Below are 23,655 nucleotides of genomic sequence, written 5' to 3' on the forward strand. Positions count from 1 at the left end.
TGATCCTCTCATGTCCGGCCGGCCGGCGACCACCGCTTCGCACCGGCACGCCGTCTCCTTCTAGCACCAGGGCGCCGCTCAAGGCAGGCCGGTTTGCAACATGCGACGTTCGGCGTCGGAGACGAAGCAGAGGTCGAGCAGCTTCTGCACGCCGGCGGCATGGCGGAAGCTCGGATCGCCGTTCTCGCCGGTGAGCAGCGCGAGCACGAAGCGCTCGGCGTTCCTCGGTGTCGGCGGGCACTCGATCGGCCGCCAGGTCTGCGTCTGGATGTCGGAGCCCAGGCATCCCGACAGACTGGAGTCCGTGCTGTTGGCCCAGACCTTCAGCGCGCCGGTCTCGCCGTGGATCATCAGGTCCAGGTCGTTCTCCTTGCCGGTGCCGTAGCGGCTCATGTGGATGACGCCGAGCGCCCCGTTCTCCATCTCCACGGTCATCACGCAGGAGTCGTTGACGTCCAGCTCGTAGGAGCCCACCCGGTTGCCCTCGGCCTTGTCGAAGGTCTTCAGTCGCGCCTGCAACGCGGTGATGGCCAGGCCGGTGCCGTAGCTCACGAAATCCAGGATGTGGATGCCGATGTCGCCGAGCACGCCCTTGGAGCCGTGCACCGAGGACAGCCGCCACAGCCAGCGCTCCTCCGAGCGCCAGTCGCCCCAATGCTGGCCGGTGAGCCAGCTCTGCAGGTAGCTGCCTTCGACATGGCGCACGGTGCCGATCGCGCCGTCCTCGATCATGCGCCGTGCCATCTGCAGGGCATGGGCGTTGCGATAGGTGAAGTTGACCATGTTGATCAGGCCGGCGGCTTCGGCGGCCTCCGTCATCACCATGGCGTCGGCATGGTCGAGCGCCAGCGGCTTCTCGCAGAACACCGGCTTGCCGGCCTCGATCAGCCGCAGCGTGGTCGGCATGTGGGCCGGATCGGGCGTCGAATTCACCACTGCGTCGAATTCGCCCCAGGCGATGGCCGCCTCGAGATCGTCGAAGGTCCGCTCGATCTTGTGCGTCTCGGCGAAGGCGCGCAGGCGCCCGGCATTGAGGTCGCAGGCGGCGACGATGCGGCAGCCGGGGATGACGGAGAAGAATTCGACATGACGGTGCGAGATGCCGCCGGTGCCGAGGATCAGGATGCGCTTTTCCATCGGCCGCCTCAGCGATAGCCCTCTTCGCCCGGTCTGTGCAGGCTCGGCCCGCGCGCCTCGATCGGCTCCGGAGCCTCGTCGACCGGCACGTTCGGCGCATTCGAGACGTCGCGCCAGGCCGGCGCGGCGTTGTAGGTCCAGCGCACGGCATTCCTGAGCACCGTCTGGATCTCGGGATTGTGGTAGATCGGATAGGTTTCGTGGCCGGGGCGGAAATAGAAGATCCTGCCCGCGCCGCGCTTGTAGGTCAGGCCGGAGCGGAACACCTCGCCGCCTTCGAACCAGGAGACGAACACCGTTTCCATCGGTTCGGGCACCAGGAAGGGCTCGCCGTACATTTCCGCGTTGGGCAGTTCGATCGAGGGACCGACGCCCTGGACGATCGGGTGGGCCCGGTCGATCGCCCAGAGCCGCTCGCGCTCGCCCGCCTCGCGCCAGCGCAACGAGCAGGGCGTGCCCATCAGCCGCTTGAACACCTTGGAGAAGTGGCCCGAATGGAGCACGATCAGCCCCATGCCCTGATGAACGCGCTCGAGCACACGTTCCACCACCGCATCGGCGACCTGCCCATGCGCCTTGTGCCCCCACCAGACGAGCACGTCGGTCGTATCGAGACGTTCCGCCGGGAGGCCGTGCTCCGGTTCCTCCAGGGTCGCGGTCGAAACCTCGACGTCCGGGTCGGCGGCCAACACCTCGGCGATCTTGCCGTGGATGCCCTCGGGATAGAGCTCCCGGACGACCGGGTTCTCCTTCTCGTGGACGAACTCGTTCCAGACGACCGTGCGAATGGCCATGGGGCACTCCTCCCAACTCTTGTCTTCCGGCTGACCCGGACAGGCCCGCCTCGCAACTGTTTCTACTGCGCGACGAGCAGCGCCAGCGGCAATGTCTTCAGGACGACGCCGAGGTCGATCGTCTCGTCGAGCGTATGCTCCTCGCCCGAGAGGACATCGCGATAGCGCCGGCCGGCCAGTTCTTCCGGCACGCGCACGAGCGTTCCGCTCCAGCGGCCGTCCACCGGAAGGGGACCATCGGCCCCGTGCAGGAGCGACAGGCAGAAGCGCGGCGCCAAGACGATCGCCGCCTGATCCTTGTCGAGGACACGAGCGAACGCCACGAGATGCTCGGCCGATTCGCCCTCGATCGCCAGCGGCCGGTAATCGCCCTGTGTAAACAGCTTCGGCTGCTCGGCTCGAGCGGCCAGGGCAGCGACGGTGAGCTTGGCCTTGACCCGACCGTCGCGCCACTCGCCCAGCGCCTCGGCAATCGACGTTTCGTCGTGCATCGCCTCCTCGCGCCCCTTGAGATCGACCGGCCGGCGGTTGTCGGGATCGACCAGGCTGAAATCGTAGAACTCCGTGCCCTGATAGACGTCGGGCACGCCCGGCACGGTGAACTTCAGCAGCGTCTGCGACAGCGACGTCAGCGCGCCGGCGGCGACGAACGGCTGGATGCTTTCCCAGAAGTCGGCCAGGAAGAAGCCGGATGCGCCAGGGTTGAAGACCGCGCGAACGAACGTTTCGAGTTGGTTCTCGTAGGCCTCGCCCTGGGCCGTCCAACTGGTGAAGCGCTTGGCCTCGCGCACCGCCTTCTGCATGAAGGCGAGCATGCGCGCCTCGACGCCCGCCCGCGCTTCGGCGTCGCGCGGGTCGAAGTCCGGCGGCAGGACGCCGGCCAGGGCCTGATAGAACATCCATTCGGTCGCCGGATCGGGCGACAGGGTGCGCTCGTCGACGGCTCCGCGGAAGGCGGCCAGACGCTTGGTCCAGCCCTCGACCAGACCCGCCCAATGCTCCGGCGCCTCGCTCAGCGTATAGAGCCGGGTGCGGGCGTCCTCGGCCCGCTTGGTGTCGTGGGTCGAGGTGGCGACAAGCCCTTCCGGCTGATCCTCGAGCCGGATGCGCATCGCCTCGTGAAAGTCCTCAACCGTTCCGCCGTAGTGGTCCGGTTCGCCGCCCACTTCGTTGAGGGCGATCAGCCGGTTGTAGCGGTAGAACACGGTGTCCTCGACCGCCTTGGCCATCACCGCGCCGGTCGTCTGCTGAAAGCGGCGGGTGAATTCCAACGCGCCCGCCACGTCGAGGGAATCGGTGAAATCGAGTTTCAGGAGCCGGCCGATGAACTCGATCGGCTCGTCCGCATCGACCTCGCGTCCGGCCTTGGCCCGCTCCACCGCGCCGTCGATCATCTCGGCATCGGCCACCGGCACGCCCTCGACGCTCACATAGGTGCGATAGACCGGGAGCTGGGCCGCAACCTCGACGACGGAGCGCGCCATGGTGTCGGGTCCCAGGTCGCGCGTGGCGAGCCCCCGCCCGGCAACGCTCATCGCCTCATTGGTGAGATGCTGCAGTTCGCCCGCGAGATTGCGGAAGAACATCACGCGCTTCTGCCGCGCGATCATCACGCGCAGCGGGTCCTCCTCGCCGACGAAACTGCAATAGGCGCTGGTCATCGCGTCTTCCTGGTCCGCGTCGACGAACAGGCCGCTCACCGCCGCGATGAACTCGTAGCCGGTGGTCCCCTCGATCTCCCAGGATCGCCGCAGGCGCTCCGGTCCGGTCAAAATCTTCTCGACGTGGATCGACGGCGTGCGCCGCACGCCTTTGAAGGCCGCCCGCAGATCCTCCAGATAGGTCTTGGGATCGCCGAGCCCGTCCACATGGTCGATGCGGATGCCGTCGAGACGGTTCTCGCGGGCCAGCCGGATAACCGTACGGTGCGATTCCTGAAACACGCGCCGGCGCTCCTGGCGCACGCCGATCAGGTCGGCGATCTCGAAGAAGCGGCGATAGGTGAGTTTTTCCCGCGCGGTGCGCCACCAGGCGAGCCGCCAGCTCTGGGCCTCGTGCAGTTCGTGCAGCGCCGAAGGATCGTCGTTGATGTCGTCGACGGCGGCGGCAAGCGCACTGCGGAACGTGCCATCCTCCAAATGTTCCTGGAAACGCTCATCGAGGTCCTGGGCATCCCATGGCGTGGCGACGGCGAAGCGGCGGATCAGTTCGTCGCGCTCCTCGTGCTCCAGGAACCGGAAGACGATGCCGAGACTGCGCGGATCGAGCGGAACCTGATAGCCCGCCGCGTCGAAGCGCAAACGGCCGCGCTCGGCATCGAACACCAAGGCCAGATCGCCGTCCGACAGTGCGTCTCCATAGGGCTTGCCGAGGACCGGAACGAGGATCTTTTCGGCGTCCCAGGCAATGTCGAAGATGTCGCGATACCGACTGTCGGCACCCCAGGTGAGCACGTCTTCCCACCAGCCGTTTTCGGGACTGACGCCCATGTGGTTGGGAACGAAGTCGAGGATCAGCCCGATGCCGTTCTCCGTCAGCGCCTCGCTCATCGCGCCGAAGCCGTCCTCGCCGCCGAGCGACGGTTCGAAGCGGTTATAGTCGACCACGTCGTAGCCATGCGTCGAGCCCGGCGCCGCGGCCAGGATCGGCGAGGCATAGAGGTGGCTCACGCCCAGGCGCTTGAAATAGGGCGCGAGCTGGCGTCCGCTCTCGAAATCGGTGCCGTCGCGGAATTGCAGCCGATAGGTGGCAACGAGCCGTCGTTTCATCGCTATGCCGGTCTCTCCTCCCGCATCGCCTGCGCCAGCGCCTGGAATCCGTCATGGGCCTCCAGGTCGTCCAGCAGCACCAGCGAGCGGATGCGCCAGTTGGGATACTGGTCGGTCGTTCCGGGCATGTTCGGCTGCCGGGTCGAGCCCACCATGTCGTCGAGCTGCACGGCCACCATGACGCTGCGCGTCCTGGCGACGAAACGATGAACCGCAAGCACCAGATCGAAGGGCAGTTCGGGCGGCATCGCTTCCTCGCCGGAGGCGGCGCGATCCAGCTCGGCCGGCAACAGCTCACAGTCCTTCAGCGTCATGACGAGAGCGCGACGGTCGCGGCGGCGCTCCTCCCAGGTCCGGTCGGTCGCCGTCTGGTCCTGCGTACCGACCTCCTGGCGCAGCCGCACGTCCTCGCCCGTCCACCAGCCGGCCAGCGTCGGCAGATCGTGCGTCGACACGCAGGCGAGCGCGAGATCTGGATAGGCCCAGGGATGCAGGAACCCCGCCTCGCCGTGCCGCTCGAAATAGAGCAGCCGATAGGACAGGATGGCCGCCTCGTGCATGGCATGGCGGAAGCCCGGCGGCACCGTGCCCAGATCCTCGCCGATGACGATGCACCGGTTGCGTTCCGACGCCTCGGCGACGATGTCGATCATCCGGCCCAGGGGATAGCGGACATAGCCGCCGTCCTTCGAGCCCACGCCCTCGGGAATCCACCACAGCCGGGCGAGACCCATCGCATGGTCGATGCGGATCGCACCGGCGTTGCGCATCAGCGCTTCGAAGGAATCGCGCAGCGGCGCGAAGCCGCGCGCCGCCAGCGCAGTCGGCGACAATGGCGCCAGACCCCAATCCTGCCCCTGCGAATTGAACATGTCGGGCGGCGACCCGATCCGCGCGGCCCCCACCGTCAGGCTCGGATCGGCCCAGGTCTCCGCACCGTCCGGCGCGACGCCTACGGCCAGGTCGAGATAGAGACCGAGCCGCATGCCGGCCGCCTTGGCACGCGATTGCGCTTCGCCCAGTTGCTCCTCGGCCTGATACTGAAGCCAGAGATGGAAGAGCAGTTCTTCCTCGTTGGCCTCGGCGAAGTCGTGGACGGCGGGATTGCGCCGCATGCGCAATTCGTCCGGCCAGTTGTGCCAGCCGGCATGGCCGCCATCGGCCACCACATGGGTCGAGATCGCCTCGAACAGGGCGAAGTCGCGCAGCGCTTCGCCACCGCCGGCGCAGAACTGCTGGAATTCGTCGTCGCCCAGGATGCGCTCTTTGCGATCCTCGAAGATCGCCCGCAGAAGACGGATCTTCAGACCGCCGACCTTCGGGTAGTCGATGAGATCCCCGTCGAGCCCATCGAAGGCCTCCGGCGCCTCCGCCTTCAGCGCCGCGATCGCCGTGGCACCGCCCTCGACCCTGTCGATAGCGATGTAGAGCGGGTTGAGAAACCGCCGGCTGGACGGCGAATAGGGGCTGAAGCGGCCCGGATCGGCGGAAAACAGCGCATGCAGCGGATTGACGCCGACAAAGGCGGCCCCGGCCGCACCCGCGATCGTGGCGAGCGTCGCCAGGTCCTCGAAATCGCCCAGGCCCAGACCGCGCCGCGAGCGCAGACTGTAGAGCTGGCAGGCGACGCCCCAGACGCCCTTGGGCCCGAGCGAGGGATGATGGCATCGCCGCAGCGCCTGGTCGTTCGCCTCGTCGAAGCTGCCGAACGGCCCGTGCTCCGGATCGATGCCGAGGACCCTCAGGAGCCGTTCCTTGGCCTCGTCCGAAATCATGTGCCGCTCGCCCAATTCGGAGATGTAGGCGAGCTGGATGCCGTGGCTTTCGGCGAGCCGATCGAGGCGTTCGTTCATGCGGAGGTCTCGGTCTTGGTGTTGCGGGCCAGACGGAAAACGACGGAGGGACCGGGGAGCTCACCCTTGGCCAGGCTGTCGGCGGCGCCCGGCTCGTGGTCGAACAGCACTTCGCCCTCGTGCAGATCCTGCGGTGTCACGTCGTGCGGCACCGACCAGGGTTCGTCATCCAGATTGGCGAAGAGGTGCAGGGTCGCGTGATCCGCAAGATGCCAGGTGACGGCGAAGGCATCGGTGTCGTTGTCCACGTGATAGCTGCCGATGCTTCCCCCGACGCCCTTCAGAAGCGGAACGATACGCTCCCGCCGGATCGTCAGCAGGCGCGTCACCAGGTCGAGGCGACGCCGATAGGTCGAGCGGCCGTGCGTCGTCCAGTCGATCTTGCACTGGTTGTAGGTTTCGGGATCGTTCGGATCGGGAATGAGCTTCCGGCTTTCCGGACTGTGGAAGGCAGCGAAGTGCTTGAATTCGGCCCGCCGCCCTTCACGCACCAGATCGCCCAGTTCGCCGTGGAAATCGGTGAAGAAGCAGAACGGATTGGTCTCGCCGTATTCCTCGCCCATGAACATCAGCGGAATCTGCGGCGCGAGCAGCAGGATCGACTGCAGCACGGCCACGATCCGCCGCGAAGCGAGGTCGGTCAGCCGCTCGCCGAAGGCGCGGTTGCCGATCTGGTCGTGGTTCTGAATGAAGTTGACGAAGGCGGTCGGCGGCAGATGAGACGACGGGAAGCCGACGTCCTTGTCGCGGTGCGGCGAGTGTTGGCCCTGATAGACGAAACCCTCGGCCAGAGCGCGCGCCATCTGGCGGACCGCGCCGCGAGAATAGTCCTGATAGTAGCCCTCGCTCTCCTTGGTGGCGATCGCGTGGGCGGTGTGGTGGAAGTCGTCGTTCCACTCGCCGCTGACATAACGCGGACGACCATCGTCGTCGCGCTCGACATGCCAGGTGATGTTGCGCGCGTCCTCGCTGGTCAAATGCACGTGTCGGCCGGTGATGCGCTCGCGCACCGCCGCGGCGAGTTCGCGCACCAGCGGTTCGTCGGTGACGTCTTCGATGGAATCGATGGCGTCGAGCCGGAGGCCGTCGATGCGATACTCCTCGAGCCAGAACAGCGCGTTCTCGATCATGAAGTCGCGCACCGGCTTCTCGTCATAGGCGATCGCCGCGCCCCAGGCGGTATGGACCTCGTTGTGAAAGAACTCCGGCGTGTAGGAGCCGATATAGTTTCCGTCCGGCCCGAAGTGATTGTAGACGACGTCGAGAAACACCATCAGGCCGCGCTCGTGCGCGGCGTCCACCAGCCGCTTCAGGCCCTCGACGCCGCCATAGACCTCATGCGGGCAATAGAGGCAGACGCAGTCGTAGCCCCAGCCACGCTTGCCCGAGAACTGGGCCACCGGCATCAGTTCGATGGCGGTGATGCCCGTCTTCTTCAGATAGTCGAGCTTCCCGATGATCGCCTCGAAGGTGCCCTCCGGCGTGAAGGTCCCCGTGTGCAGCTCGTAGAAGACGGCGTCCTCCCACGGCCGCCCGGCCCAATCGCCGCTTTTCCACCGATAGGCCTTCGGGTCGACCAGCTTGGACAGGCCGTGGACGTCGCCGATCTGCGCGCGCGCAGCCGGATCGGGCACGACCAGATCGCCGTTGACGCGGAAGCCGTAGCCGCCGCCGACGGCGACCGCATCGGTGGTCGTCTGCCACCAGCCTCCGTCGTTGCGTATCATCGCCAGGAAATCGAGACCGCTTTGGCCCGCGACCGCCAGTTCGATCGACTTTGCACCTGGAGCCCAAAGCCGAAACCGGGTGCCGTTATCGCCCAGAAGAGTGCCCCAGGACGTTTCACACGAAAAGGTTGCGCCGGCTGTCATAAGTCTTTCGCGTCCCCTGGCGCCCCAGGGCGCCCCATCTCGTCATGGCGTCCTTGCGAGAACGCCAGCTCTCAATGATTGGCTTTCGCCGAACCGCTGATCCGGACAGACCGAAGCCGCCGGCTCGATCGGCGAGGCGCAGCCAGGAGCCGTGCCGGCTCAGGTGCACCCTTCTTCGACTAATTGGAGCACTCTCGCACGCGTCCAGCCGTCGGCGCGGAAATTTTCGCGCGAAGACCCGAAGACCGCCGACGATCCGTCCTTCGCGGCCGCACTCTGCCGCGCACACCCGACCGATCCCTACGACGCGTTCGCGCCTTGCGAGGCGAGCCGTCCGTGCACCAGATCGTGAATGAAACCGAGCTTGCCGATCACCACCTCGGAGAGAACGAACGGATAGAGATCCTGGTGTCCCATGGAGCGGTTGAACGAGTTGAGCGCCGCAGCCAGCGGCAGCCAGGCATCCGTGATCTGCTTGATCGTCACGTCGCCGGCAAACACGTCGAAGCCGAGATCGGCGTTGAGGAGCCCCTCCCGGTCGGCCATCGGATGGGTGGAAAGCCCCCAGCTTCCGCCAGTCTCCAGCGTATCGACGATGTGAAGGTAGTGAGCCCAGGTCTCGGCGAAATCCTCCCAGGGATGGGAACCGGCATAGGCCGAGACGTAGTCGGCCTGCCAATCCGGCTTGGGACCATTGTCGTAATGGCGCTGCAGCGCCTCGCCGTAATCCTCCTCGTCATTGCCGAAGACGGCGCGGCAGGCGGCCAAAGCGCCCCCGTCGCGCACCAGCCGGTCCCAATACCAATGGCCGATCTCGTGGCGGAAATGGCCGAGCAGCGTTCGATAAGGCTCGCCCATCGCCGCCCGGCGTTTTTCGCGCTCGGCATCGTCGGCTTCGACCAGCGCGATCGTGATCAGACCATGGTCGTGGCCCGTCATCACGTGCTCGGTGCCGGCCACGCCTTCGGCCAAGAACTCGAAGCCGAGACCCTCTTCGTGCTCGTCTCGGGTCGTCAGCGGCAACTTCAACCTGAGCAGCGTATAGAACAGCCGGCGCTTGGCGATTTCCATCTTCTGCCAAAGCGGCAGATTGGCGGGATCGGAGAGCGGCGGGATGATCATGTTATGGCGACAGGCCAGGCAGAACGTGGCGTCGCTCTCCGCCGGCACGAGCCAATTGCAGACGCCGTGCTCGTAGTTTTCGCAGTATTTCCAGGTCGCGCCGTCGGCAAAGGAGCCGGCGGCCTTCCACAAGCCGTCCTCCGGCTCCAATGCCAGCATCTCGAAGGACTGCGGCTCGAATCCCAGTGCGTGGCCGCAGCGCTCGCAGACGACGTTCTCGAAATAAATGACATTGCCGCAGGAGGGGCAGGAAAAAAGCTTCATTGGCCAAGCCTTTAGAGGGCGTCGTCACGCCCGTTTCGCAATCCGCGCCCATCAATGCCGAGATCGACCGCCGGTTCCGCCGATCCGGCAAAACACCGCGTGAAGCCGAATACTTGTCGCCTCCGCGCCACCGCGCGCTTGCCGCGACGCCGCGTTCGTCTACAGTCCATGCGATCCGTAGCGTTGTCCAAAGGCCCCGATGTCGATCCTCGCCGCCCTTCACCACGTCACCCATTACAAGTACGACCGCTGGGTCAATCTGGCGCCGCAGACGATTCGGCTCAGGCCGGCGCCGCATTCGCGCACGAAGGTGCCGTCCTATTCGCTGAAGGTGACGCCGGAAGAGCACTTCATCAATTGGCAGCAGGACCCCTTCGGCAACTATCTCGCGCGCTTCGTCTTCCCAGAAAAGACCAAGGAATTCAAAATCGAGGTCGACCTTCTGGCCGACATGACGGTCTATAATCCGTTCGACTTCTTCGTCGAGGAATATGCCACCGAATGGCCGTTCGACTATGTCGAGCCGCTGAAGAGCGATCTCGATCCCTATCTCGAACGCGAGCCCGCAGGACCGCTGCTCCAGGCATTCCTCGCCGATCTCGACCGCAGCGAAAAGAACACCGTCAATTTCCTCGTCGGCCTCAATCAGGTGCTCGAGCAAAGAATCGATTACCTGATCCGCATGGAGCCGGGCGTCCAGACGCCGGAAGAGACGCTGGCGAAAAACTCCGGCTCGTGCCGCGACACGTCCTGGCTGCTTGTCCAGATCCTGCGTCATCTGGGCTTTGCCGCCCGCTTCGTCTCCGGCTACCTGATCCAGCTGAAGCCCGACCTCGTCTCGCTCGACGGTCCTCCGGGAACGGATCACGATTTCACCGATCTCCACGCCTGGGCCGAGGTCTTCCTGCCCGGCGCCGGCTGGATCGGTCTCGACCCGACCTCCGGCCTGCTCACGGGCGAAAGCCACGTGCCGCTGGCCGCCACCCCGCACTATCATTCCGCCGCGCCGATTTCAGGTGCCGTCGACTATGCCGAGGTCGACTTCGACTTCGAGATGACGGTGAAGCGCATCGCCGAGCGGCCGCGCGTCTCCTATCCGTTCTCCGACGAGAGCTGGGCGGCACTCGACGAACTCGGCAAGGCGGTCGACGCCGAACTGGCGGCCAACGACGTGCGCCTCACCATGGGCGGCGAGCCGACCTTCGTGTCGATCGACGACTTCCAGTCGGCGGAATGGAACACCGAGGCGACGGGACCGCAGAAGCGCGGCCTCGCCGATGCCCTGATCCGCCGTCTGCACCAGCGCTTCGCGTCGGGCGGTTTTCTCCATTACGGCCAGGGCAAATGGTATCCGGGCGAGACGCTGCCGCGCTGGACGTTCTCGCTCTATTGGCGCAAGGACGGCAAGCCGATCTGGAAGAACCCCGATCTGTTCGCCCGCGAAACCGAGCATCGGCCGGTCTCGATCGAGGACGCCGAAACCCTGACCCGAGTGGTCGCCGGCAAGCTCGGCGTCGACGAAGCCAATGCGGCGCCGGCCTTCGAGGATCCGTCCTACTGGCTTGCCCGCGAAGCCCAGTTGCCCGAAAACGTCGAGCCGACCGACCCCAAGCTGGAAGACCCGGAAGAGCGTGCACGCATCGCCCGTGTCTTCGACCGCGGCCTGTCGAAGCCGTCCGGCTACGTGCTGCCGATCCAGGCCTGGCAGGCCAAGGGCGTCAAATGGATGTCGGAGCGCTGGACGACGCGGCGCGGCAAGATCTTCCTGACGCCCGGCGACAGCCCGGTCGGCTATCGTCTGCCGCTGGGAGCGCTGCCTTACATCCCGCCCGCAAGCTTCCCCTATATCGTTCCGGCCGACCCGACCGTCCCACAGGGTCCGCTGCCGGAGCCGGGCGAGATCGGCCCGGGGCGCGATCAGATGAAGATCGACGTGCCCGGTCCGGCCCAGAGCCAGTCGGCCGGTGGGCAGTATCAGCTCATGGGCGGTCAGGGACAGTCGCAAGGCGGTGCCTCGCCCGACGGCCCGGAGATTTCCGGTTTCGTGCGCACGGCGCTCTCCATCGAGCCGCGCGATGGCAAGCTGTGCGTGTTCATGCCGCCGATGGAGACGATCGAGGCCTATCTGGAGCTTCTGGCGACCATCGAAGCGGTGGCGGAGGAGCGCGGCTTGCCGGTGCATATCGAGGGCTATCAGCCGCCGCACGACCCGCGCATGAACGTCATCCGGGTGGCGCCCGATCCCGGCGTCATCGAGGTGAACATCCATCCGGCCACGTCGTGGGACGAGGCGGTCGACATCACCACCGCGGTCTATCAGGAGGCGCGTCTGTCGCGCCTGGGCACCGACAAGTTCATGATCGACGGCCGGCATGCCGGCACTGGTGGCGGCAACCATGTCGTGGTCGGCGGCGCGACGCCGCTCGACAGCCCCTTCCTGCGCCGGCCGGACCTGTTGAAGTCGCTGGTGCTCTACTGGCAGCGCCATCCCTCGCTGTCCTATCTGTTCTCCGGCCTGTTCATTGGACCGACAAGCCAGGCGCCGCGCATCGACGAGGCCCGACACGATCAGCTCTACGAGCTGGAGATCGCCATGGATCACGTATCAGGCCCCGGCGAGGGGCTGGCGACGCCGCCCTGGCTGGTGGACCGGCTGTTCCGCAACCTTTTGATCGACGTCACCGGCAACACCCACCGGTCCGAGATCTGCATCGACAAGCTCTATTCGCCGGATGGGCCGACGGGTCGGCTGGGGTTGATCGAATTCCGCGGCTTCGAGATGCCGCCCGACGCGCGCATGAGCCTTGCTCAACAGCTCCTGATCCGCGCGCTCATCGCCAAGTTCTGGAAGGAGCCGGCGAGCGGCAAGTTCGTGCGCTGGGGCACGCGGCTGCACGACCGTTTCATGCTGCCGGAATTCGTCTGGGCCGATTTCCTCGAAGTGCTCGACGACCTGAACCGGGCCGGCTATCCGATGCGGCCGGAATGGTTCGAGGCGCAATCGGAATTCCGCTTCCCGTTCTGCGGCCGCATCGAGCGCGAGGGCATCTCGCTGGAGCTGCGCCAGGCGCTCGAGCCCTGGCACGTGATGGGCGAGACCGGCGCGATCGGCGGCACGGTGCGCTTCGTCGATTCCTCGGTCGAGCGCCTGCAGGTGAAGGTCTCGGGCTACGATCCCGCGCGCCATAGCGTCACCTGCAACGGCCGGCCGGTGCCGCTGACGCCGGGGCGGGCGAATGGCGAGGCGGTCGCCGGTGTCCGCTTCAAGGCGTGGCAGCCGGCCTCGGGCCTGCACCCGACGATCCCCGTGCATGCGCCGCTGACGTTCGACATCTACGATCGCTGGAGCGGGCGGTCGCTCGGCGGCTGCGTCTATCACGTGGCGCATCCGGGCGGCCGCAACTACGAGACCTTCCCGGTCAATTCCTACGAGGCCGAAGCCCGCCGCCTGGCGCGCTTCGAGGACATCGGCCATCGGCCGGGTTCATTCCTGCCGCCGGCCGAAATGCCCGATCCCTCGTTTCCGACGACGCTCGACCTGCGCCGCCCGCCCCATCTCGCGTCGTGATGGAGCCGGCGGCGGAGATGGCGGGGCGGGCAGGAGGGCCGGACGCAAATTTCCTGCGCGCCTATCGGCCGCCTCCTGGCGGTTTCGACGAAATGCTGGACGCGGACGGGGCGCTGCGGCCGCATTATCGCCCGCTGATCGAAGCCTTGAGCGCCATGAGCGAGGAGGAGCGCTCTGGCCGTACCGCCAGCGCCGCACGCTACCTGCGCGAGGCCGGCGTGTTCTACCGCGTCTATGGCGGCGCCGATCCGGCCGCCGAACAGCGCGCCTGGCCGCTCGCCCATCCGCCCCTGGTCGTTTCCGAAGTCGAGTGGGCCGGGCTCAAGAAAGGGCTGATCCAGCGCGCCGATTTTCTCGAACGCCTGCTCGCCGATCTCTACGGCGACAACCGGCTGGTCGGCGAAGGCATCCTGCCCGCCGCCGTGGTGGCCGACAATCCGGAGTATCTGCGACCTCTCGCGGGCCAGGGCCGGAAAGGCGAGCCGCTACTCCGCTTCATCGCCGTCGATCTCGGCCGCGGCCCGGACGGGCGTTGGTGGGTGCTCGGCGATCGCACCCAGGCCCCCTCCGGCGCCGGCTTCGCGCTGGAAAACCGCGTGGCGACGGCGCGCGCCTTCGGCGACCTGCGCCATTCGATGAAGGTCGAGCGGCTGGCCGGCTTCTTCCAGCGCTTCCGCACCACGCTCTACGATCTCACAGGATCGGCCACCGGCCGCGTCGGACTGTTGACGCCCGGGCCCCACAACGAGACCTATTTCGAGCACGCCTATCTCGCCCGCTATCTCGGTTTCATGCTGCTCGAAGGCGGCGATCTGGCGGCCGACGAGACCGGCGTCGCCGTGCGCACGGTGCACGGGCCACGGCCGATCAAGGTGCTGTGGCGACGGCTCGACGCCGACTATGCCGATCCGCTGGAGCTTTACGCCGCCTCGCAGATCGGCACCGCCGGGCTGGTCGAGGCGGCGCGCGCGGGACACGTCACACTGGTCAACGCGTTGGGCTCCGGCATTCTGGAATCCCGCGCGCTGCTCGCCTTCCAGGCGCGCATGGCCGAAGCCCTGATCGGTGAAACGCTGGAGCTTCCCGTCATCGCCACCTGGTGGTGCGGCCAACCGGCCGAGCGCGACCATGTGCGCCAGCACCGCGACCGGCTGGCGATCGCGCCGGCCTTTCCCCCTGCATCGGGAGCCAAACCTTACGCGCGTCCAACACTGCCGGCCTTGCAGGGTGCGCCCGACGATCCGCTGTTCGGCTCGGCGGCGGCCGGGCTGGTCGGGCAGGAACTGGTCGGCCTGTCCACCGCACCCGTCGTCATGGACGGACACCCGGTGCCCAGGCCGGTGACGTGGCGCGTGTTTCTGGCGCGCGACGATGCGGGCTGGCACGTCATGCCCGGCGGTTTCGCCCGAGTCTCGCACTCCGCCGACCCCCGCGCGGTCGCCATGCAGGCGGGCGGCCATTCGGTCGACGTCTGGGTGAGATCGCGGCGCGAGCCGCGCCCTGTGACGCTGCTCGGACCCGGCGAAAGTCGGTTCCCCCGCCGCCTGCCCAACGCTCTGCCGGCCCACGCGGCAGACAATCTGTTCTGGCTCGGGCGCTATGTGGAGCGCGCCGAGGGCGCCACGCGGCTGCTGCGTCTGGCCGCCGGACGCCGGGGCGAGCGCGACATCAGCCGCCCTCTGCAGATGCGGCTCGACGCCCTGCTCGCGAGCTTCGGCCTGGCGAACGGCACGCCGCCCGTCGACGGTCTGCACCACCTGCTGCGATCGGCCTTCGACACCGCCTCGCGCATCCGCGATCGCTTTTCGCCGGACGGCTGGCGCGTTCTGGCGGAGTTGGACGAGTGGCTGCGGCAACCGGCGGCCCCGGACGACGAGGCGCTGGTGCGCCTGACCGGCGAGGTCCTGACCCGGCTCTCCGGCTTTGCCGGCCTCGTCCAGGAAAACATGTACCAGTTCACCGGCTGGCGCTTTCTGCAGGCGGGGCGGCACCTCGAGCGCGGCTCCATCGGCGCGGGCGTGGCCGCCGCCCTCGTCAAGGGCGAACCGCCGGAAGGGGCGTGGGAGGCATTGCTCGAATTCACCGACAGCCGCGTCGCCTATCGCCGCCGCTATTCGGTGGCGCTGTCGCGCGAGACGGTGATCGACCTGACACTTCTCGATCCGCTCAACCCGCGCTCCCTGACGTTCCAGGCCGAGCACCTGCGCGACGGTCTTGCGGCGCTGCCGGGATCGGCGATCGCGACGGCGCCGGATGCTCTGTCGCGTCGGATGGCGCGGCTGGCCGTGCGGATGCAGACGGCGGAGCCGATGGAGGTCGACGAAGCGTTTCTGACACGCGCCAAGGCTGATTTCGCCGCCATCTCCGAGCTGATCGACGGACGCTACTTTGCCGGCAAATCAATAACCGGCGACCATGAGGCCGACGACGAATGATCTACGACATTCGCTTGCGGATCGGCACCGATTATCCCGGCACCGTGGGCGAGGCGCAGCACGTGCTTCGCATCCGCCCGCGCGGCGATTTCGGGCAACGAGTCGAGGCCTTGGCGCTTGCGGTCGATCCTCGCGCCGAACGGAGCGAGGCGACGTCCGACTTCTTCGGCAACGATGTCGAGCGTCTGCGGCTGCGCCGGCCGCATCGGCGCCTCGCCGTCGAGATGCGCGCCCGTGTCACGGTGGAACGCGAGGCTCCCTCGTTCGCCGACACGCCGCCTCTGGCTGCCGCGATCGCCACGGCCGAAACTTCACGCGACCTGTCCTCGCTGGCGCCCGCCCACTTCCGGGGCGAGAGTCGCGCCGTCGATCTGGTTGCCGAGGTGGCCGACTATGCTCGCCCCTCCTTCGCCGACGACGGGCCGAGCGGTCCGGCGTGCCTTGATCTTGCCCGGCGCATTCAGCAGGACTTTCGATACGAAGAGGGCTTCACCGACACCGGCACCGATGTCGCGACCGCGTTTTCGGCGCGTCGCGGCGTCTGCCAGGACTTTGCCCATGTGATGATCGCCGGCCTGCGCGGTCTCGGGCTTCCCGCCTGCTACGTCAGCGGCTATCTGAAGACCGATCCACCGCCGGGCCAACCACGCCTGGAAGGCGTCGACGCCATGCATGCCTGGGTCATGGCCTGGCTCGGCCCGGAAACCGGCTGGTTGGGTTTCGATCCGACCAACGGCATTGTCGCGGGCGATGGCCACATCGTCGCGGCCATCGGCCGGGACTATGCCGACGTCGCGCCGATCGCCGGCGTCGTCACCACGGCCGGTTCGCAATATTCATGGCACGCGGTGGACGTGATCCCGCTGGACGAGACGCATACGAGTTGACGTGATGGCCAAGAGCACACAGGCGACCCTGGCGCTGGACAAGGCCGGTGTCGCCTACTCCACCCGCAGCTACGACTACCAGTCCGGCCACGAGCCGATCGGCCTTCAGGCGGCAGCGGCGATCGGCGAGCCGCCCTCGCGCGTTCTGAAGACGCTGATGGTGGAGGTCGACGGCAAGCCCGCCTGCTGCGTCATCCCGTCGGACCGCGAACTGTCCATGAAGAAGGTCGCCTCCGCCTTCAAGGGCAAGACGGCGGCGATGATGCCGGCGGTGAAGGCCGAGCGCCTGACCGGCTACCACGTCGGCGGCATCAGCCCCTTCGGCCAGAAGCGCGCGGTACCGACGGCGATCGAGGCAAGCGCACTCGCCGAGGATTACGTGATCATCAACGCCGGCCAGCGCGGCCTGATGCTGCAATTGGCGCCGAAGGACGCGGTGGAGGCGCTGGGGGCGACGGCGGCGGTGCTGGTGGCGGAGGGGTGAGGACAAGACGTCAGGTCGGGAAACTGCCGCGCCGACGAGCGCTGCTTTGGCAACCTATATTGAGCTGCTCGGCTCTTGGCCAGGCGACCGGAGCGGAGGTAGGATGAAGCAGAATGCTATGCCATCATCGTGCCCCTTGGTCAGGCGTGTTTCCCAATGCTTGGATGGCTTTTTCAACATCACTCCAGCGGGAACAATGCCAAAGGCAGACGCCGTTTTGCAGAGAGAGGCGGGTCTCTATAAATGCTCGAAACTTGTCTCGATTCTTGAGACTTCGAAGCGCAAAACGATATTGTTCAAGTGGCCAATCGATGTTCCCCGATGGCAGCTCTGGACGTGTTTTGCCGAGATTTCGCCAAGGCCGGATGGCAAGACGCCATGCTCGCACGATTTCGGGCGGATCCAGCCAGATCACTCCGTCAGCCCTTTTTAGCGCCTGCGATAGGAGGCTTGGGCCGCCTTCGATAATCCAGGCCTCTGTCTCTATGATTTTTGAAAGCGCCGTGTCGATCTCGATTTGAGGACGTTTGGCCCAGTTCTTTGTAAGTCGGATTGCATCATACGAAACCAATGGAAGATCTGGTCGCGCTGACGCGAGGCGTCCAGCCACGTAGCTCTTGCCGCTCCCGTTGGCACCTGTGACGATCACTCGCTTCATAGCCAAGCCCATTATCGCAGCGTGACCTACGATTGTCACCTCAAGCGCCTAACCAGGAAGAATTACGCGTTCCGTCTCGCGCCACTTTCCTCCAAGGCAGATCCAAGGACATCCTTACGCTCCGCCAGCAATCCGACGACAACTTGGCGAACCCGCGGGCTTGGCATGGATCCCCGGCCTTGAGGCCGAGGATGACGAGGTGAGCTATGCGCCGGAGTAGCTGAACGAGTCGCCAGCCGCCGCTTCTCTCAGCCATGCCCTTCCGGCATCAGCATGATCGTTGCCAGCGGCGGCAGGGTCAGCTTCACGGAATAGGGCCGGCCATGCGCGGGTACCTCGTCCGCTTTCACCGGCGGATTGGTGAGGTTCGAGCCCGCATAGGCTTCGCGGTCGGTGTTGACCTTCTCCACCCAGGTGCCGCCGGTCGGGACGCCGAGACGGTGGTCGTGGCGCGGCACGGGTGTGAAGTTGGAGACGATCAGCACCTGGTTGCCGTCGCGGTCCTTGCGCAGGAAGGCGAGCACCGTCTGATCGGCGTTGGCGGCATCCACCCATTCGAAGCCGGCGGGATCGCAGTCCAGCTGATGCATCGCTGGCGTGTCCCGATAGAAGGCGTTGAGGTCCTTCATCAGCGACTGCACGCCCTTGTGTTCGGGATATTGCAGCAGGTGCCAGTCCAGCGAATAGTCGTGCTGCCACTCGTGCGACTGGCCGAACTCGCCGCCCATGAAGATCAGCTTCTTGCCGGGATGGGCCCACATGAAGCCGAAATAGGCGCGTAGATTGGCGAACTTCTGCCAGCGGTCGCCCGGCATCTTTTCGAGCAAAGAGCCCTTGCCGTAGACGACCTCGTCGTGGCTGAGCGGCAGGATGAAGTTCTCCGAATAGGCGTAGACCATCCCGAAGGTCATGTTGTGGTAGTGGTAACGCCGGTGGACCGGGTCTTCCTGCATGAAGTGCAGCGTGTCGTGCATCCACCCCATGTTCCATTTGAAGTGGAAGCCCAGGCCGCCGAGATAGGTCGGCGTCGACACGCCTGGAAAGGCGGTCGATTCCTCGGCATGGGTCGAGGCCTTCGGATAGTAGCTGCCGATCTTCTCGTTGGCCTCCTTCAGGAAGGCCATGGCCTCAAGATTCTCGCGCCCGCCATAGATGTTCGGCTCCCACTCGCCCGCCTTGCGCGAGTAGTCGAGATAGAGCATCGAGGCCACGGCATCGACACGCAGACCGTCGATGTGGAAGCGGTCGAGCCAGTAGAGGCCGTTGCCCACCAAGTAGTTCTTGATCTCGGTGCGGCCGTAATTGAAGATCAGCGTGTTCCAGTCCTGGTGGAACCCCTTGCGCGGATCCGGATGCTCGTAGAGCGCCGTGCCGTCGAACCAGCCGAGGCCGTGCACGTCCGTCGGAAAGTGCCCCGGCACCCAGTCGAGCAGCACGCCGATGCCTTCCTGGTGCAACGTGTCGACCAGCCGGGCGAAGGCTTCCGGCGAGCCGAAGCGCGAGGTCGGCGCATAGAGGCCGATCGGCTGGTAGCCCCAGGATCCGTAGAACGGATGCTCGGAGACCGGCATGAACTCCACATGGGTGAAACCCATCTCCTTGACGTAGGCCGGAAGCGTTTCGGCCAATTCGTCATAGGTCAGGAAGGCGTTGCCGGCGCCGCGCCGCCACGAGCCGAGATGCACCTCGTAGATCGAGATCGGCTTCTCGCGGTCCTGCCAATCGGCGGAATTGTTCTGAAACTCCTGGTCTTTCCAGTCGTGTTCGACCAAGCCAGAGACGACCGAGGCGGTGGAGGGCGCCATCTCCTGCAGGAACCCGACCGGGTCCTGCTTCAGAGGCAGAAGCTCGTTGTTCGGACCCAGCACCTCGAACTTGTAGACTTCGCCGCGCCCGACCCCCGGGATGAACAACTCCCAGACGCCGCATTCGTGGCGCCGGCGCATGATATGGCGGCGACCGTCCCAGGAGTTGAAATTGCCGACGACCGAGACGCGCCGCGCCATCGGCGCCAGCACGGCGAAGGCCGTGCCGTCGACGCCGTCCATGGTCTTCGGATGGGCTCCCAGCGTCTCGTAGAGCTTGTAGTGCGTCCCTTGCGCGAAATAATAGAGGTCATGATCGCCGAGGATGAAGCCGAACCGGTAGGGGTCTTCCTCTTCCCAATCGACGGACCCATGCGTGTAGCGCAAGCGATAATGCCCGTCCTCCGGCAGCGACGGCATCAGACCGGAAAAGAAACCTTCGGGGCCGAAGCGCTCCAGCGTCCCCAGAACGGCGCCCGCCTCGGTGATCACCGAGGCTTTCTCCGCACCCGGCCGGAAGACGCGCACGGCCACTCCGCCCGACACCGGATGCGGCCCCAGGACGTGATAGGGATCCCCATGCGTGCCGTGGCCGATCTCCCAGGCCTCGTGCTCGCTGGGCCGGTGGTCAGGCCCCGGCGTGGTCGTCTCGGGGCTCATGTCTGTCATGCTCATCAGAGAACCTGTCGTTTCTCGAGAAGGGCCAAGATCCCGCGCAGCGGAATCGACAGCCACGCCGGACGCGAGGCCGCCTCGTATTTCAATTCGTAGAAGGCCTTCTGCAGGATAAAGAGGTCGAGTAGCCGAGCGTTCCCTTCATCCGCGATGGCGATGCCCGAAGCCTCGCTCCAGGCGGACAGGAAGGTCGCCGAAGCGTCGTCGCGCCAGCCTTCCGCCATTTCGAACAGCCGCTGCATCGTCGCCTCGTCGGCCGGACCCGACCGGTCGTAGGCGGCGTAGGCGGCGTAGTCGAAGGAGCGCAGCATGCCGGCCACGTCGCGCAGCGGCGAGGTCTTCTTGCGACGCTCCTCGAGCGGCCGGCTCGGCTCGCCCTCGAAGTCGAGGATGACGACGTCGTTCTTGGCGACCAGCACCTGCCCGAGATGGTAGTCGCCGTGGATGCGGATGCGCGAGCTGGAGAACGACATGCCGCCGAAGCTGTCGAACCAGGCGAGGATCGACGCCTCGGCCGCGAGCAACCGGTCTACGCCCTCGGGCAGATTGCTCGGCTCCATGCGGCGCAGCATGGCCAGCGCATCCTCCGCCTCGCGCCTGGCCTCGGCCACGATATCGGCGAGCGCCTCGGCATCGATCGGCTCGGGATCGAAGGCCGGATCGCCGGTCACGGTCGACAGCCCGGCATGCATTTCGCCGGTACGCTGGCCGATCGTCAGACCCGGATCGATCTGCATCTGCAGAACCTGCTCGGGAATCGTATCGAGCTCGTCGGTCAGCTCTTCGGCCACCGGCGGCGGTGCACTGACATAGGCGTTGTCGCGCAGGTAGCGGGCAAGCGCATCGGTCACCACCGACCAGGCGTCGCCCTGGTTCTCGGCCCGCTCGAACAGGGCGGCGATCGCCGCCTCGCTGCCGTCCGCCCGCTGCAGCACGACGCTGCCGAGCAGGGCCGGTGCCGCGTCGAACGAGGTCTTCTCGGTCAGGAAGCGGGTCACTTCCAGCTCGGGCTGGATGCCGTCGCGCAGTTGGCGATAGAATTTGAGGATCGCCACCGTGCCGATCTGCAGGGAGGTGTTGGACTGCTCGCCAGACATGGCGTGGATGGCGTCCGGCTGCACCTCGGCGGCCGCCGCGACATCGTCCGCCACCGCCTGCGAATGCTCGATCCGCAGCGTCGCGTCGCCCAGCGCGAGGTCCTCGCCCGTCGCGATCAGATCGACGAACACCTTCGCCAGATCCGGATCGCGCGCCCCGTCGAGGATCGCGCCGGTGCGCGGACCGCGCCGGATCTTCGCCAGCGTATAGGGCAAAGCCGGCGCATCGCGATGCAGATGCTTCTCGCCCCATTTGACGCCGAACGGCAGGAAATAGCGCTGCTCGCCGGTGGCCCCGTCCACCTTGATCTCGGAGATCAGGTGGTGCCGCGAGGCCGGCGGCGAATCGTAAGTGATCAGTTCCACCCGGCGCGGCCGCGCCGTCTTGCCCGAGAACCAGCGCTGGCGACCGACGAATTCCGGCAGGACGGACTCGATCTCGCGGCCGTTGCGACCGCTCATCGTCTCCTTCAGGTCGCCCGAAACCACGATGGTGGAGAAGTCCGGCAGGGGCGTCGGGGCCATCACCTCGCCCGTGCCGCCCCCCTCACCCGAGCCGAGCTCGAACCAATAGAACCCGAAGGCCGGCATAGTCAGCAGATAGGTGAGTTGGCCGATCCGTGGAAAATGCGAATGGCCCAGCATCTCGGTCGGGATGCAGCCCTCGTGCTGCGACAGATCGAGCTCCACGGCCTGCGCCGAGCTCGAAAGGTTGGCGACGCACAGGATGCGCTGGTTCTTGTACTCGCGCAGATAGGCCAGGATCTTGCGGTTGTTGGGATAAAGGAAGGTGATCGTACCGCGGCCGAACGCCTCGGTCGTGCGCCGCACCTGGATCAGCCGACGCATCCAGTTGAGCAGCGAGGCCGGATTGTTGGTCTGCGCCTCGACGTTGAGGCTGAGATAGCCGTAGGTGGGGTCCTGGATCAGCGGCAGATAGAGCCGCTGCGGATCGGCCCGGCTGAAACCGCCATTGCGGTCGACCGACCATTGCATCGGCGTGCGCACGCCATCGCGGTCGCCGAGATAGTAGTTGTCGCCCATGCCGATCTCGTCGCCGTAATAGACGACGGGGGTCCCCGGCATCGACATCAGGAGTGCGTTGAGAAGCTCGATCTTGCGCCGGTCGTTGCCCATCAGCGGCGCCAGGCGACGGCGGATGCCGAGATTGATGCGCGCCCGCGTATCGGAGGCGTAGGTCTGCCAGAGGTAGTCGCGCTCCTCCTCGGTCACCATTTCGAGCGTCAGCTCGTCATGGTTCCTGAGGAAGATCGCCCACTGGCAGTTTTCCGGGATCTCCGGCGTCTGCCGCATGATGTCGGTGATCGGGTGCCGGTCTTCCTGGGCCAGCGCCATGTACATGCGCGGCATCAGCGGGAAGTGGAACGCCATGTGGCATTCGTCGCCCTCGCCGAAATAGGGGCGCGTGTCCTCGGGCCACTGGTTGGCCTCGGCCAGCAGCATCTTGCCGTCGTAGCGTTCGTCGAGCGCCGTGCGGATCTGCTTCAGGACGTCGTGGGTTTCCGACAGGTTCTCGTTGTTGGTGCCCTCGCGCTCGACCAGATAAGGAATGGCGTCGAGCCGCAGCCCATCCACCCCCTTGTCGAGCCAGAAGCGCATCACGTCGAGCACCTCCTCCATCACCCTCGGATTGTCGAAGTTGAGGTCGGGCTGGTGCGAATAGAACCGGTGCCAGAAGTACTGCTGGGCCACCGGATCCCAGGTCCAGTTCGACGACTCCGTATCCAGGAAGATGATGCGGGTGCCCTTGTAGCCCTGGTCGTCATCGGCCCAGACGTAGAAGTCGCGCTCCGGCGAGCCCTTCGGCGCGGCACGGGCCGCCTGAAACCAGGGATGCTGGTCCGAGGTGTGGTTGATGACCAGCTCGGTGATGACCTTGAGGCCGCGCTTATGGCATTCCTCCACCAGCCGCTCGAAATCCTCCATGGTGCCGTAGGAAGGATGGACGGAGCGGTAGTCGGCGATATCGTAGCCGTCGTCGCGCAGCGGCGACGGATAGAACGGCAGAAGCCAGACCGCGGTCACGCCGAGCTCGGCGATGTAGTCCAGCCGCTCCAGCAGGCCGGCGAAATCGCCCGTGCCGTCGCCCGACGAATCGGCGAAGGTCTTGACGTGCAACTGGTAGACGATGGCGTCCTTGTACCAGTCGTTGGCCTCCGGGTCCGGCACCGAGGTGGTGTCAGAAGGAGTGGAAATGATGTGATCGTTCATGCGGA

13 protein-coding genes are annotated in these 23,655 nt (G+C 66.2%); 4 read left to right on the forward strand and 9 right to left on the reverse strand.

Translation table 11 applies throughout. The features are described 5' to 3' along the window. Positions 1-78 precede the first annotated feature (78 nt). The 6 genes from SMD10_RS02475 to SMD10_RS02500 all read right to left on the reverse strand — a co-directional run bounded on the left by SMD10_RS02475 (position 79) and on the right by SMD10_RS02500 (position 9,809). Positions 79-1,137, reverse strand: coding sequence for a Gfo/Idh/MocA family protein (locus tag SMD10_RS02475; protein ID WP_331684058.1), 1,059 nt, complete (start codon positions 1,135-1,137; stop codon positions 79-81). Between the two features lie 8 nt (positions 1,138-1,145). Then, entirely contained in the window at positions 1,146-1,931 is a 786-nt protein-coding gene (locus SMD10_RS02480) for a ThuA domain-containing protein (protein WP_331684059.1), read from the reverse strand. A gap of 62 nt (positions 1,932-1,993) precedes the next feature. Further along, positions 1,994-4,699, reverse strand: a complete 2,706-nt coding sequence (gene treY, locus SMD10_RS02485) for a malto-oligosyltrehalose synthase (RefSeq protein ID WP_331684060.1) — start codon at positions 4,697-4,699, stop codon at positions 1,994-1,996. A 2-nt stretch (positions 4,700-4,701) separates the two neighbouring features. Then, complete coding sequence (gene malQ, locus SMD10_RS02490; protein WP_331684061.1) at positions 4,702-6,552, reverse strand: 4-alpha-glucanotransferase; 1,851 nt, start codon at positions 6,550-6,552, stop codon at positions 4,702-4,704. Beyond that, a complete protein-coding gene (gene treZ, locus SMD10_RS02495; RefSeq protein WP_331684062.1) occupies positions 6,549-8,423 on the reverse strand; it encodes a malto-oligosyltrehalose trehalohydrolase in 1,875 nt (624 codons plus the stop codon). The genes malQ and treZ overlap by 4 nt, the downstream gene beginning before the upstream one ends. Before the next feature lie 300 nt (positions 8,424-8,723). Next, entirely contained in the window at positions 8,724-9,809 is a 1,086-nt protein-coding gene (locus SMD10_RS02500) for a zinc-binding metallopeptidase family protein (RefSeq protein WP_331684063.1), read from the reverse strand. 199 nt (positions 9,810-10,008) lie between these two features. Here SMD10_RS02500 and SMD10_RS02505 point away from each other — a divergent pair, with 199 nt between their 5' ends. From SMD10_RS02505 to ybaK, 4 genes are read left to right on the forward strand one after another with little or no spacing between them, the layout of a single operon-like run. Beyond that, on the forward strand, positions 10,009-13,377 hold the full coding sequence (locus tag SMD10_RS02505) for a transglutaminase family protein (RefSeq protein ID WP_331684064.1): 3,369 nt from the start codon (positions 10,009-10,011) through the stop codon (positions 13,375-13,377). A 17-nt stretch (positions 13,378-13,394) separates the two neighbouring features. Beyond that, complete coding sequence (locus SMD10_RS02510) at positions 13,395-15,812, forward strand: circularly permuted type 2 ATP-grasp protein (protein WP_331684065.1); 2,418 nt, start codon at positions 13,395-13,397, stop codon at positions 15,810-15,812. After that, positions 15,809-16,699, forward strand: a complete 891-nt coding sequence (locus SMD10_RS02515) for a transglutaminase family protein (protein ID WP_331684066.1) — start codon at positions 15,809-15,811, stop codon at positions 16,697-16,699. Before SMD10_RS02510 ends, SMD10_RS02515 begins: the two co-directional genes overlap by 4 nt. Before the next feature lie 4 nt (positions 16,700-16,703). Beyond that, positions 16,704-17,183, forward strand: a complete 480-nt coding sequence (gene ybaK / locus SMD10_RS02520) for a Cys-tRNA(Pro) deacylase (protein ID WP_331684067.1) — start codon at positions 16,704-16,706, stop codon at positions 17,181-17,183. Positions 17,184-17,307: 124 nt separating this feature from the next. Here ybaK and SMD10_RS02525 read toward each other — a convergent pair whose 3' ends face one another. From SMD10_RS02525 to treS, 3 genes are all read right to left on the reverse strand, one after another. Then, complete coding sequence (locus SMD10_RS02525) at positions 17,308-17,841, reverse strand: P-loop NTPase family protein (RefSeq protein WP_331684068.1); 534 nt, start codon at positions 17,839-17,841, stop codon at positions 17,308-17,310. Positions 17,842-18,089: 248 nt separating this feature from the next. Beyond that, positions 18,090-20,321 (reverse strand): 1,4-alpha-glucan branching protein GlgB, encoded by a 2,232-nt coding sequence (gene glgB / locus SMD10_RS02530; RefSeq protein ID WP_432757159.1) that lies wholly within the window; start codon positions 20,319-20,321, stop codon positions 18,090-18,092. After that, a complete protein-coding gene (gene treS, locus SMD10_RS02535) occupies positions 20,321-23,650 on the reverse strand; it encodes a maltose alpha-D-glucosyltransferase (protein ID WP_331684069.1) in 3,330 nt (1,109 codons plus the stop codon). Before treS ends, glgB begins: the two co-directional genes overlap by 1 nt. Between the last annotated feature and the right edge of the window lie 5 nt (positions 23,651-23,655).

Source organism: Consotaella aegiceratis (assembly GCF_036541425.1).
Taxonomy (GTDB): domain Bacteria; phylum Pseudomonadota; class Alphaproteobacteria; order Rhizobiales; family Rhizobiaceae; genus Consotaella; species Consotaella aegiceratis.

Bases quoted from the DNA above. Each gene is read 5' to 3' on its own strand.
- treS (WP_331684069.1), bottom strand. From the start codon at position 23,650: ATGAACGATCACATCATTTCCACTCCTTCTGACACCACCTCGGTGCCG.
- SMD10_RS02515 (WP_331684066.1), top strand. From the start codon at position 15,809: ATGATCTACGACATTCGCTTGCGGATCGGCACCGATTATCCCGGCACC.
- ybaK (WP_331684067.1), top strand. From the start codon at position 16,704: ATGGCCAAGAGCACACAGGCGACCCTGGCGCTGGACAAGGCCGGTGTC.
- SMD10_RS02525 (WP_331684068.1), bottom strand. From the start codon at position 17,841: ATGAAGCGAGTGATCGTCACAGGTGCCAACGGGAGCGGCAAGAGCTAC.
- treY (WP_331684060.1), bottom strand. From the start codon at position 4,699: ATGAAACGACGGCTCGTTGCCACCTATCGGCTGCAATTCCGCGACGGC.
- treZ (WP_331684062.1), bottom strand. From the start codon at position 8,423: ATGACAGCCGGCGCAACCTTTTCGTGTGAAACGTCCTGGGGCACTCTT.
- malQ (WP_331684061.1), bottom strand. From the start codon at position 6,552: ATGAACGAACGCCTCGATCGGCTCGCCGAAAGCCACGGCATCCAGCTC.
- SMD10_RS02505 (WP_331684064.1), top strand. From the start codon at position 10,009: ATGTCGATCCTCGCCGCCCTTCACCACGTCACCCATTACAAGTACGAC.
- SMD10_RS02480 (WP_331684059.1), bottom strand. From the start codon at position 1,931: ATGGCCATTCGCACGGTCGTCTGGAACGAGTTCGTCCACGAGAAGGAG.
- SMD10_RS02475 (WP_331684058.1), bottom strand. From the start codon at position 1,137: ATGGAAAAGCGCATCCTGATCCTCGGCACCGGCGGCATCTCGCACCGT.
- SMD10_RS02500 (WP_331684063.1), bottom strand. From the start codon at position 9,809: ATGAAGCTTTTTTCCTGCCCCTCCTGCGGCAATGTCATTTATTTCGAG.
- glgB (WP_432757159.1), bottom strand. From the start codon at position 20,321: ATGAGCATGACAGACATGAGCCCCGAGACGACCACGCCGGGGCCTGAC.
- SMD10_RS02510 (WP_331684065.1), top strand. From the start codon at position 13,395: ATGGCGGGGCGGGCAGGAGGGCCGGACGCAAATTTCCTGCGCGCCTAT.